Annotated in this window: 10 protein-coding genes; 8 read left to right on the top strand and 2 right to left on the bottom strand. The window is 41.4% G+C overall.

The genetic code is table 11. From position 1 onward, the window contains the following. The first annotated feature begins 22 nt into the window (after window positions 1-22). From purE to MTF68_RS01900, 4 genes are all read left to right on the top strand, one after another. A complete protein-coding gene (gene purE, locus MTF68_RS01915; protein ID WP_024033606.1) occupies window positions 23-505 on the top strand; it encodes a 5-(carboxyamino)imidazole ribonucleotide mutase in 483 nt (160 codons plus the stop codon). Window positions 506-507: 2 nt separating this feature from the next. Continuing rightward, a complete protein-coding gene (locus tag MTF68_RS01910) occupies window positions 508-1,659 on the top strand; it encodes a 5-(carboxyamino)imidazole ribonucleotide synthase (RefSeq protein WP_248461488.1) in 1,152 nt (383 codons plus the stop codon). 115 nt (window positions 1,660-1,774) lie between these two features. Continuing rightward, complete coding sequence (locus tag MTF68_RS01905; protein WP_248461487.1) at window positions 1,775-2,938, top strand: endonuclease/exonuclease/phosphatase family protein; 1,164 nt, start codon at window positions 1,775-1,777, stop codon at window positions 2,936-2,938. 104 nt (window positions 2,939-3,042) lie between these two features. Then, entirely contained in the window at window positions 3,043-5,547 is a 2,505-nt protein-coding gene (locus MTF68_RS01900; protein ID WP_248461485.1) for a prolyl oligopeptidase family serine peptidase, read from the top strand. A gap of 85 nt (window positions 5,548-5,632) precedes the next feature. Here the strand turns inward: MTF68_RS01900 and rrtA are convergent, their stop codons facing one another. Continuing rightward, on the bottom strand, window positions 5,633-6,211 hold the full coding sequence (gene rrtA / locus MTF68_RS01895) for a rhombosortase (RefSeq protein ID WP_248461483.1): 579 nt from the start codon (window positions 6,209-6,211) through the stop codon (window positions 5,633-5,635). Between the two features lie 97 nt (window positions 6,212-6,308). Between rrtA and ggt the strand changes: the two genes are divergently transcribed. From ggt to MTF68_RS01880, 3 genes are all read left to right on the top strand, one after another. Further along, window positions 6,309-8,087: a gamma-glutamyltransferase gene (gene ggt, locus MTF68_RS01890; RefSeq protein WP_004586603.1), complete on the top strand. Its 1,779-nt coding sequence runs from the start codon at window positions 6,309-6,311 to the stop codon at window positions 8,085-8,087. A 142-nt stretch (window positions 8,088-8,229) separates the two neighbouring features. Then, window positions 8,230-9,924: an NAD-dependent malic enzyme gene (locus MTF68_RS01885; protein WP_004586602.1), complete on the top strand. Its 1,695-nt coding sequence runs from the start codon at window positions 8,230-8,232 to the stop codon at window positions 9,922-9,924. Between the two features lie 152 nt (window positions 9,925-10,076). Then, window positions 10,077-10,805, top strand: a complete 729-nt coding sequence (locus MTF68_RS01880; protein ID WP_004586601.1) for an SIMPL domain-containing protein — start codon at window positions 10,077-10,079, stop codon at window positions 10,803-10,805. Here MTF68_RS01880 and MTF68_RS01875 read toward each other — a convergent pair. Beyond that, window positions 10,795-12,153 carry a DUF2254 domain-containing protein gene (locus tag MTF68_RS01875; RefSeq protein ID WP_248461482.1) on the bottom strand — a complete coding sequence of 453 codons (1,359 nt, stop codon included), beginning with the start codon at window positions 12,151-12,153 and terminating at the stop codon, window positions 10,795-10,797. The genes MTF68_RS01880 and MTF68_RS01875 overlap by 11 nt on opposite strands. A 118-nt stretch (window positions 12,154-12,271) precedes the next feature. Between MTF68_RS01875 and MTF68_RS01870 the strand changes: the two genes are divergently transcribed. Further along, window positions 12,272-12,646, top strand: a complete 375-nt coding sequence (locus MTF68_RS01870; RefSeq protein ID WP_054982679.1) for an MAPEG family protein — start codon at window positions 12,272-12,274, stop codon at window positions 12,644-12,646. Window positions 12,647-12,655: the final 9 nt, after the last annotated feature.

The raw sequence follows: 12,655 nt of genomic DNA, 5'->3' as shown, positions 1-12,655 counted from the left end.
AATACATTACTGAGGAGTATTTATGACTGTTGGCATTATTATGGGTTCTAAATCAGATTGGCCAACCATGGAACACGCAGCGCTCATGCTCGAAAAATTTGGTATTGAGTACGAAACAAAAGTGGTCTCTGCGCACCGCACTCCTCAACTTCTTGCAGATTATGCAAATTCAGCCGCAGATCGTGGTATAAAAGTGATTATTGCTGGCGCCGGTGGTGCTGCGCATTTACCGGGTATGGCAGCGGCATTTACATCACTCCCTGTGCTTGGTGTTCCAGTTAAATCTAAAGCCTTAAACGGTGTAGATTCATTGTTATCTATTTGCCAAATGCCAAAAGGCGTAGCCGTGGGTACACTGGCTATTGGTGAGCCAGGCGCTGCTAACGCAGGTTTACTTGCTGCACAAATTTTAGGATGCCAAAACCCAGAAATTTTTGCAAAAATTGAAGCATTTCGTAAAGAACAAACCGAGACTATTTTAGCTAACCCTAATCCTGCAGAGTAAAAATGAAAATTTTAATTTTAGGTGCCGGCCAACTTGCACGAATGATGAGCCTAGCAGGCGCCCCCCTTAATTTAAATGTGGTTGCGTACGATGTAGGCAGCCAAAAAATTATGCATCCGCTAACCGGTGAAATTTACACAACCACACTTGAGCAGGCAATTAGTGACGCTGATGCGATTACCGCAGAGTTTGAGCATATCCCCGATGATGTACTTACACTGTGCTGCAACAGTAATAAATTTTACCCAGGTAAAGCTGCAATTAAAACCGGTGGCGACCGCGCATTAGAAAAAGCGCTACTAGATAAAACAAACGTAGCGTGTGCGCCGTATCAACTGATCACAGAAAAAGCGCATTTAGAATTAGCGGTTAAAACCCTAGGTAAACCGCTGGTTATTAAAACGTGCCAAGCAGGGTACGATGGTAAAGGGCAGTGGCGTTTAAAATCAGATGACCAAATAGAGCAAATTTGGTCGGAAATGGCTGATTTTATTGCCTCTGGCACACAGGATGCACCACACAGCATTATTGCTGAAAAAATGATCCCGTTTGACCGTGAAGTCTCTATTATTGGTGCACGCGATAAGCAAGGTAATGTGGCTATTTACCCAATTACTGAAAACGAGCACACCAACGGCGTGCTTACTTTGTCGATTGCAGGTAAAAATAACACGCTGGTTGAGCAGCAGGCCCATAGTGCATTTACAAAAATTGCCAACGAGCTTAATTATGTTGGCGTACTTGCCATTGAGTTTTTTGATGTAAACGGCACTTTACTGGTGAACGAAATTGCGCCGCGAGTTCATAACTCAGGGCACTGGACACAGCAAGGCTGCCATTGTTCGCAGTTCGAAAACCACATGCGAGCTGTAGCGGGTTTACCGCTAGGTAATACAGAGCTTAAGCATATTACCGCTATGATTAACGTGCTGGGCCAAGGATATATTCCTACCGAGGTTTTAACAGTCAGTGATGTAACCAGCCACTGGTACGGAAAAACGGCAAAACCTGGGCGTAAAATGGGGCATATTAATGTATCTGCAGATAACATTAATAATCTTGCCGATAAGCTTGGGCAACTTACAGATTACTTACCTGAGCAAGCGTACCCCGGCATTTTAAAAGCCGCTACTGCACTTATGCTAAGTGAGTAAAGGCTGCAATTAACTAATTAAATACCGGCTTAAGCCGGTATTTTTTTGTCATAAAAATAGGTATTAATTGTGTAATACTGGTAAAGTCTATTTTTTAATTTTTTGAAGTAAAAAAATGAAACTAAACATACTTTATGGCGCATTAGCCATTGCCGCTTCATTTAGTTTAAATGCTACAGCCAGCCAGAGCCTTCGTATTGCCACCTTTAATGTGAGTATGGATGCGACTAATCACACGCCAAAAGGCGAGCAAGTAAACCCCGATGCGCTAGTTAATGCTCTAAAATCAAACCACCAGCAAATAAAAAATATAGCCGAAATAATTCAGCGTGTTCGCCCTGACATTATTTTATTAAACGAGTTTGACTACGTACCAAAAGCGCAAGGTATAGATTATTTTAAACGCCAGTTTTTAAATGTAAGCCAAAATAAACAAGCCCCCATTGATTACCCATACAGCTTTATTGCCCCTGTAAATACAGGCCTTGCTACTGAGTTTGACCTTGATAACAACGGTAAAAAAACCGCTGTAATGGGCGATTCGCAAGGTTTTGGTTTTTTTGAAGGGCATTACGCAATGGCTATTTTATCTAAATACCCCATTAACCTTGAGAAACTGCGCACGCTTCAAACGTTTAAATATAAAGATATGCCTAATGCGCAAATGCCAGTAGACCCAAAAACAAAAGAGAATTGGTATAACACGCAAGAATGGCAGGCGCTTAGGCTTAGCTCAAAATCGTTTTGGGATGTACCTGTTGTAGTAAATAATAAAACAGTGCATGTGCTTGCCTCGCACCCAACACCGCCGGTGTTTGATGGCGACGAAGACAGAAACGGCAAACGTAATCATGACGAAGTTAGGTTAATTGCCGATTATGTTGCTAATAAAGCCTATATTTACGACGATAATGGCCAAAAAGGCGGATTAAAAGCAAACTCGCGGTTTGTTATTTTAGGTGACTTAAACGCCGCACCTGAAGGGGATAAAGCACGGGTTGAAACCACCAATCAAATTTTAAATAATCCACTTATAAATTCGCAATTTATACCGCAAAGCGCCGGTGCTAAAGAGCAGTACCCGCAGTCATACGCAAAGCACTTTACCGCTAACTGGCAGGCGCGTGTGGATTATGTTTTACCCTCTACCTATGGGTTTAAAATACACGATGGCGGGGTGTTTTGGCCCACTAAAAACAGCGAGCAATATAGATTAATAAAAGATAGAAACGCATCGAGCGATCACCGGTTGGTGTGGCTCGATTTGCTAATAGAGTAAACTCAGCTTTACCGTGAAAATGTGTTATTTATCTTAAAAAATTGCAATAACTCAAGTGCTTCTGCTTAAATACGGCTCAATTATAATAACCGTATAGAAGCACTATGATTTTTAACCTATCGTCATCAAAAACATTAGTAGCGCTTGCTGTAACCTCTAGCATTATGCTTGCAGGTTGTAGTGCTACCGCTAATACCTCTTCATCACAGCAAAGCGCTTTACCAGCAACTCCCGTTGCTGCGGTTGTAAACACACCTGCTGATGCTGGCTCGCAAAATATTACGCTAGAACAAGCCATGGCAAACCCTGATTGGATAGGCAACCAGCCTAAAAATGCGTACTGGGCAAGTGATTCAGCCACCATTATTTATGCTCAAAAGCAGCAAGGCAGTAACCTAAACGATATTTATAGCCAGCCAATTAACAGCAAAAAAGCGATGCAAGTATCACTTGATAAACTGCATACTGTAGGTGCTTCTAAAGCGGTTTATTCATCAGATAGAACACTTCAAGCTTATACGTTTAAAGGCAATGTATTTGTTAAAAACCTAACAACGGGTGAACTTAAACAAATAACTGCCACCTCAGCTAATGAGTCTAAACCACAGTTTTTAAACAATGGAGATTTAGTTTACCGCCAAGGTAATGTGTTTTTTAAAGTTGATTTAAAAACAGGGCTAAGTACAGAGCTTGCTAACTTAAAATTGGCCGATGAGCCAAAAGGCTTACAAGAGCCAACTAGTTACATTGCAAAAGAGCAGCATAAACTGATTGAGTTTGTGGCGCTGCAGCATAAAAACAAACAGGATACGCAAACACGCAATGAGCAACTAAATGCGCAAAATAGCTCCATTGCTAACACTGCTTTTTATTTAGGTGATGGCAATGTAATTAAAGAAGCGCAACTATCGCCAAACGGTGATGCTTTAATTGTTGTGCTGCAAAAGCAGCAATCGTGGCGTGATAAAGGCGATATTATGCCTAATTACATCACCGATGATGCCACTATAGAGCCTAAAAAAGTGCGCCGTCGTGTGGCTGATGCAAAAGAGCAAACATCATCGGTGATACACATTAACCTTGTAGATAAAACACAAACACCACTGAGCTTTGATACGCTACCGGGCTTTGATGAAGATGTTTTAGCCGAGGTTAAAAAAGAAAACTACGCGCGTGATGGTAAAACGTATAAATCTAAAAAAGCGCCACGCGGTATTAACTTAATTACTAATTGGGGTTTAAACCAAGCTCCCATAGTGTGGAACGATGACGGCACGCAAGTTGCCATTATGCTAGAGGCGTGGGATAACAAAGACCGCTGGATAGCCACAATCGACTTTGATAAAAACGAGCTTGTGTCGCAGCACCGCCTGCATGATGATGCTTGGATAGCCTACGCGTTTAACAATTTTGGCTGGTTACATAATTCAAACACCCTGTATTACTTATCAGAAGAGTCGGGCTATAGTCAGCTTTACAAAAAACCGCTTAACGGCAAAGCAACCGCTTTAACTAGTGGCCAGTTTGAAGTATCGGACATTACGTTAACTCATGATAATAGCGCTATTTATTACAAAGCAAACGTAGAGCACCCAGGCCTTTACGAAATTTACCGTGTTAATCCACAAACAGGTAAAAATGAGCAAGTGACAGACCTTAACGGTATGACCGACTACACGTTAAGCCCAGACGAAAGCAAATTACTGCTTAAGCACTCTAAAATAACAATGCCAACAGAGCTTTTTGTTGCCGATGCTAAAGCAAACACCACGGCTACACAGCTCACCCATACGGTGTCGGATGAATTTTTAGCTAAAAAGCTCACTGCACCTAAAATTGTTGCCGTGCCATCTAGCCACACAGAGCAACCTATTTATGCCAAGGTGTATTACCCAAGTGACTATGTAGAAGGTGAAACAGGCAAAACCCGTAAAGCGGTTATTTTTAACCACGGAGCAGGGTACTTACAAAACTCACACATGGGTTGGTCTGTGTATTTTCGTGAGTTTATGTTTCATTCATTACTTGCCGATGAAGGTTACATAGTGATGGACATGGATTACCGTGCTTCTAAAGGTTATGGCCGCGATTGGCGTACTGCGATTTATCGCCAAATGGGTACGCCTGAAACGCAAGACTTAGCAGATGGCGTTAAATGGATGGCGCAAAACGCAAATGTTGATACTAACGCAGTAGGCACATACGGTGGCTCATACGGCGGGTTTATGACTTTTATGGCGCTATTTACTGCCCCTGAGCTATTTCAATCTGGAGCAGCACTTCGTCCAGTAACCGATTGGGCGCATTACAACACCGCTTACACGGCTAATATTTTAAATCACCCAGATGTAGATCCTATAGCGTATGAGCGCAGCTCGCCAATTTATTACGCAGAGGGCTTAAACAAGCGCTTATTAATTAACGCGCCTATGGTTGACGATAACGTGTTTTTTCAAGACTCAGTACGTTTAGTACAGCGATTAATTGAACTTGAAAAACAAAACTTTGAAACGGCTATCTTCCCGGTAGAGCCGCATGGCTTTGTACAGCCGTCAAGCTGGTTAGATGAATACCGCCGTATTCATAAATTATTTAAAGAAACACTTTAATCTTAAATTTAAAAATTAAAGTGTAAAAACAAAAGCGCCGCGTTAACTAACGCGGCGTTTTTATTAATATTAAAAAGCTTAATCGCTATTTTTTTAAGTATTGAATTGCTAAAGGTATGCCAAGCAATGTGCCGCCTATAGCGCCAATTAAGTGCGCATCAATGGCAACGGTTGAATCAATTAATTGGCCAATACTGGCATCGGGGCCGTTTACTTGCTCCATTATTATTTTTATCCACACACCTATAAATAATAAATAACCCGATTTAAGCGACAGGGTAATGTCTTTCACCGCTCCCCAAATAATGACACCATGCAATAGGGCGCTTAACCCCGTGTATATAGATATAGCAGGGCAAAACCATAATACGCCGAGCCCACACCACAGTGCTAAAAAACACACATTAAAGGCATAACGTGCAGGTGATGCGTATTCGCCATGCAGTAACCAAATTAAAAATACGCCAAATGCGTTTAATCCTAAATGCGCCCAGTTAGCATGTACAAATTGACTGGTAAACACTCGCCAAACTTCGCCGTTTTCAATGAGCGCTCGGTTAAATTCAAGTAAATTATTTAAATCAAATGCAGCAAAAACAATACTAAAAAGCATCAAAAATAATGGCGGAAGTAAATAACGAGGTTGTAGCGGTAAATTAAGCATTTTATTATGTTTTTTTAGTCAAAATTTTTGCATATTGTGCCCGTTTAACTTTAAGATGCCAAATACAACTACGTAATTAAGTGTTTTTAGTATTTTTATGCATTTTAAACTTAAGTCATTATTTACTATTGGTTTGTTTGCAGTAACGCTGCCAACAATAGCAAAAGAACCTGCAAAATTAGAAATTCGTGAGCCAGAAGCCACCACCTCAATTGTACAAAAACAATTAGTAACCGGTGATCAATACATGGTGGCCGCGGCCAACCCGTATGCCTCACAAGCCGGACAACAGATTTTAGCTAAAGGCGGAAGCGCGGTAGATGCGGCAATTGCAACGCAATTAGTGCTTACCTTAGTTGAGCCACAATCATCGGGCATTGGTGGTGGTACATTTATGATGTACTACAACAAAGCCGATAACCTACTTACAAGCTTTGATGGCCGTGAAACCGCGCCACAAAATGCAGACGAAAACCTGTTTTTAGATAAACACGGTAAAGCCGTTAAGTGGATTGAAGCAGTTGTTGGCGGTCGCTCTGTGGGTGTGCCAGGTATTTTGCATGCCTTTGCAAGTGCACATCAACAATACGGTAAACTTGCGTGGAGCGAGTTATTTAAACCCGCTATTAAACTTGCCGAGCAGGGCTTTGAAGTGTCGCCTCGTTTACACGGTTTATTGGCACGCCAATTAAACCCAGGTGTAATGAGTATGCCGGTGATTAACGAGTACTTTTACCCTAATGGCGAATTAATTAAAGCTGGTACTATTAAAAAAAATCAGCCCTTAGCAAATTTATACAAAGACATTGCTAAACAAGGCATTGATGCATTTTATAAAGGCGATAACGCTAAGCAAATGGTAAACGCAGTGCAAAATTCAAAAATTGCACCGGGAACATTAAGCGAATCAGACCTGGCTAATTACAAAAGCAAGCAACGCGACGCAGTATGTATTAAATACCGTGCTTATAATGTGTGCTCTATGGCCCCACCGAGCAGTGGTGGTGTAGCGGTATTACAAATTTTGGGCTTGCTAGAACACAAAGACATGAGCGCGCTTAAACCTAATAGCGAAGAGGCAATTCATTACTTTAGCCAAGCCTCACGCATAGCATTTGCCGATCGTAATATGTACATGGGCGACCCTGATTTTACACAAGTGCCTACCAAAGAGCTGTTAAATAAAAAGTACATTGCATCGCGCGCCAAGCTTATTACTGAGCAAGACACAAAAGCAGTTGCAGGTAATCCGGTAGGCTACTTAAGCTACGCAAAAGATGATTCTTTTGAGTTGCCATCAACATCACACGTATCCATTGTAGATAGCTTTGGTAATGCCGTATCAATGACCAGTTCAATTGAAATGGCGTTTGGCTCAACTGTGATGGTTAATGGCTTTATTTTAAATAACCAATTAACCGATTTTGCGCTTTCGCCACGCATTGACGGCAAATTAGTAGCTAACCGCGTTGAGGCGGGCAAACGCCCACGTAGCTCTATGTCGCCGGTAATGGTGTTTAACAACGACGGCAGCTTACGCTTAGTGGTTGGCTCGCCAGGTGGCAGCCGTATCATTGATTACGTAGCACAAGTGGTTATTGGTGTGCTGGATTGGAATTTATCGGCACAAGAGGCGATTAACCTGCCAAGAACCACCAATCGTAACGATTACACGAGCCTTGAAAAAGGCACCGCGCTTGAAGCCATAGCCCCACAATTAACTAAACGCGGCCATGCGGTACGTGTGCTTGATTTAAACTCTGGCTTACATGCCGTAGAAGTTAAAAACAATAAATTGTATGGCGGTGCCGATCCGCGCCGTGAAGGGGTTGCTTTGTCGGATTTAACTGACAAAAACGCCACTATCAAATTTTAATTTATGTATAATAGCCATGCAGGCAGTGAAGCCTGCATGTGTTTTCTCTCAATGGTCTGACAAGCTTAATTGTCATTGCAATTTAACCTTTTACAATGATAATGGCAGATCATAACTTAAGACTCCGTTAAAGCCTGGAAATATGACAACTAATACTGATCCTAACTACCTTTATATTCCTTACTCTGGCCCTGGCCTAATTGAAACTCCGCTTTTAAACAAAGGCAGCGCGTTTAGTAAAAAAGAACGCGAAAACTTTAACCTTGCGGGTTTGCTTCCTCCACGTTTTGAAACAATTGAAGAGCAGGTTGAGCGTTGTTATCAGCAGTATTCAAGCTTTAACGATAACTTAAACAAGCATATTTACTTGCGTGCCATTCAAGATAACAACGAAACACTTTACTACCGTTTAGTGCGTGATCATCTTGAAGAAATGATGCCAATTATTTACACGCCAACGGTTGGTGATGCCTGTGAAAAATTCTCAGATATTTACCGCAGTGCACGTGGCTTATTTATTTCGTACGAAGATCGCTATCAAATTGACGACATTCTACGTAACGCCACCAAAGGCAAAGTAAAAGTAATTGTGGTTACCGATGGCGAACGTATTTTAGGCCTAGGCGATCAGGGTATTGGTGGCATGGGTATTCCTATTGGTAAATTATCACTTTACACAGCGTGTGGTGGTATTAGCCCAGCGTACACATTACCTGTAATGCTTGATGTAGGTACTAACAACGAAAAACTGCTAAATGACCCTATGTACATGGGCGCGCGTCATAAGCGTATTGCGCAAGATGAATACGATGAGTTTTTAGACTTGTTCATTAAAGCAGTTAAACGTCGCTGGCCAAATGTATTACTGCAGTTTGAAGATTTTGCACAGCCAAACGCTATGCCTTTACTTAAACGCTACCGTAACGAAATCTGTAGCTTTAATGATGACATTCAAGGTACTGCAGCGGTAACTGTAGGCTCTTTATTAGCTGCGTGTCGTGTTAAAGGCTCAACCCTTAGCGAGCAAAAAGTGGTATTTGTTGGCGCAGGCTCAGCCGGTTGTGGTATCGCCGAGCAAATTATTAGCCAAATGGTGTTTGAAGGTATTAGCGAAGCACAAGCGCGTAGCCAAGTATTTATGGTTGACCGTTTTGGCCTACTCACTGAAGGCATGGAAGGCTTACGCGATTTCCAACAAGCACTAGCGCAACCACAAGCTGCATTAAGCGAGTGGACCTACAGCGGCGAATACGCTTCATTGTTAGATGTAATGCACTGTGCAGCACCTGATATTTTAATTGGTGTATCGGGTCAACCGGGTTTATTTACCGAGCAAGTTATCCGCGCTATGCACTCAGGCTGTGAGCAGCCGATTATTTTCCCATTAAGTAATCCATCTAAGCAGGTTGAAGCACACCCAGCAGATGTTATTAAATGGACTGAAGGTAAAGCACTTGTAGCAACGGGTAGCCCGTTTGAGCCAGTAGAGTTTAATGGTGAAGTGTTCCCAATTCCACAGTGTAACAACAGTTATATTTTCCCAGGTATTGGCCTAGGTGTAATTGCAGCAAAAGCAACACGCATTACCGATGCAATGTTGAGTATGTCGAGCGAAATGCTTGCAGAGTCATCACCACGTGCAAACACCGGTAAAGGCAGCTTATTACCTGCACTGACTGAAATTGAAACGTTAAGTAAGCGTATTGCATTTGCAGTGGCTAAAAAAGCAATTGAAGAGGGCGTAGCTCTTGAGATTAGCGACGATGCACTGTGGGCTGCTATTGATAGAAATTACTGGTTACCTAAATACCGTAACTACAAACGTTGCAGCATTTAATTACGCTGAGTAACGTAAAGTAAATAAGGCTGTACATTGCGTTACAGCCAGTTACAAAAAACAGGCAATTGCCTGTTTTTTTGTGCTTGTTCATTTATTGTTAACCACGTAGGCTCTTTAATGGTGACAACAAAAATACAATGGATAATGCAATGAAAACACACATTCTTTTATTAAGTAGCGCAATTGCCTTAAGTACCTTAAGTGTTGATGCGCATGCAAACTCAACACCTAACGCCCCTCATATTTATGTTAAAGGTGAAGCAACCGTAACCACTATGCCTGATTACGTACAATTAAGCGTAGGCATTGTAGAAATAGATAAAGACCTAATTGATGCTAAAAACAAGGCCGATAAAACCATGGCCAAAGCGATCAAATTAGTAAAAGAGCTTGGCATTAAAGACGGTAATATTAATGCAGGGCATATTTCTATAAATCGCGAAAGCCAATACAACAGAAGCTCTGGCGAGCAAGAATTTAAAGGCTTTAGAGTGTCGCGTACGTTAAGCGTTAAACTCTCGCAAATCGAAAAATACCCTCAGCTGTTACAAAACCTAGTAAATAACGGCATTAACCAAATAAACCAAACGCAATTTTTAGCGAGTAACTATGAAGAGCTGCACAAACAGGCGCAAAAATTGGCCATTCAAGATGCCCGTAAAGCCGCTAAAGAACTAAGTGCTGATTACGGCGTTGAGCTTAAAGGGTTATATACGGCATCGCTAAGCCCAATGAACGTACCTGCGCAGCCTTATGCACGCTCAGAAAAAACCATGATGGTGGCAGATAGCGCACCCGGTAATTTTGTTCCTGATGCGTATCATGCTGGAGAAATTAAAGTAACAGCGTCTAGCTATGCGGTTTACTTTATTGACTAGTGTGCTGGCAGGTAAAACGAGCCACTAGTTTATCCCCTTGTGGCTTGCTAATGCGGGCAATCGCGTTAAGCATGTTGGTAATTTCTTGTCTGTCGTATTCGTTACTTACATGCTCGTTTATGTCATCTACAATGGCATTTAAGTAATTAAATAGGCTGTTTCGGGCTGCATCATTGCCATGCGCTACAAACAATATATTTTTAAATGCCTCTAAAACGTTCGTCATTACATACGCATCGCCTTTTGCATAATTTCGCAGTGGCGTAAAGTTATCGTGCAGTAACTCATCAAAACTGGTTTCGTGTATAAAGAGTAACGGGGCGTTGTCGCTGTGTTTAAACGAATAGTTTGTATCGTTAAGCGACAGGCGCTCAATTAATAAAATACTCAGCATATCTATCGATTTAACCGCTGTACCGGGATCGTTAATACCTGGGCTCATTGCTTTAACGGCAATTTCTGAAATTTGCGTTAATCCATAACGGTAATGATCGCTAATGTACTCTTCTATATAAAAAATAAAGCAGTCTAAAATTTTAGCAATAAGTTCTTCGTTATTAGAAATGTCTTTATCGCATTTTAAAAACGGATAGCCTTTAACGGTAAAGTAACCTTGGTTTACCGAGATATACACCCGAATATTTTCCTCGGCTAATATGGCGCATAACTTATCTGTATGCACCCCTTTGTAATAACCCTCGGTAGTGCTATTAACTGAGTGCCACTGTGTAAAATCAGGAAAGTCACTGAACGGCTTTTCTGATTGCCTATCAATAATGGCTTTAATTTCGCGTTTAGTTTGGCTAAATAAACCGTTAAGTACATTATCTACTTGAATGGCTTTAGATATTGAATGAATAAAAAATACAAACAAACCAAGCGATACTAAGCCAAACACCAATGACAGCAGCACCCCAAGCGATGGAATAGCGGTATCGCCACCTTCAAGCTTATTAATATTAATGAGCATAATAATTGAGTAAATTATGCTGCCTAAATAAAAGCCCAATACCATTTGATGCGACTTACGGGTAATAAGCCCAGGTACAACCCGCGGAGATAAACTGGCACTGGCCGAATTTAAAACCACCATCACCATAGAAAAACTAAACACCGTAAGCGATATAATACTGCCTGCTAGGGTGCTTAAAATGGTGCGGGCATTTTCGGCGCTATCTACCAGCACAACAGATATAAACGCCTTGAGCTGCTCTACAGGTGCTATGTATTCAAGCGACATGGTAATTACAGCAAAAAGTAAAAAACCAACCGAAAGTACAGAAGGGTAAAAGCCAATGCTGTTGATCATTTCACGATAGCGGTCGGCTACTTTGCGAGGGACAAACATAAATTCCTTTCATTGCATTATAAAATTCAACTAATACACACTGTAGCATAGTTACTAAGTAAACTTATGATTGTGCAAAACTATGTTATTATTGCCAAAAATAAAACAGGACAACACCGTGATAGTTTCTACGTATGCTGCGCTTTTAGCGTTTTATTATATTTACTTAAGTTTTAATGTGATCAAAGTGCGCCGCAGCGAACAAGTGTCGCTTGGCGATAACGGCAACCCTAAATTACAACGTGCTGTGCGTGCCCATGCTAATTTTATGGAATACGTACCCTTTGCGATTATTTTGCTTTTTTTAGCCGAATACCAAGGCCTTGCCAGCCATTATTGTAATATTTTAGGTGGCGCATTATTAATAGGGCGCGTTTTTCACAATTTAGGCATTGTTGAAAACAATCTTAAATATCGCCAAATTGGTACCATTGCCACCTTTTTAGTGATGGTTATTAGTGCCTTTTTATTGCTTGTAACACGCAATAGTTAGTAATAGCTG

It is taken from the genome of Pseudoalteromonas sp. 2CM37A, assembly GCF_023161885.1.
Lineage (GTDB): Bacteria > Pseudomonadota > Gammaproteobacteria > Enterobacterales > Alteromonadaceae > Pseudoalteromonas > Pseudoalteromonas atlantica.
Note: the sequence above shows the minus strand (reverse complement) of the source record. Positions and strands in the feature narration are given on the sequence as shown.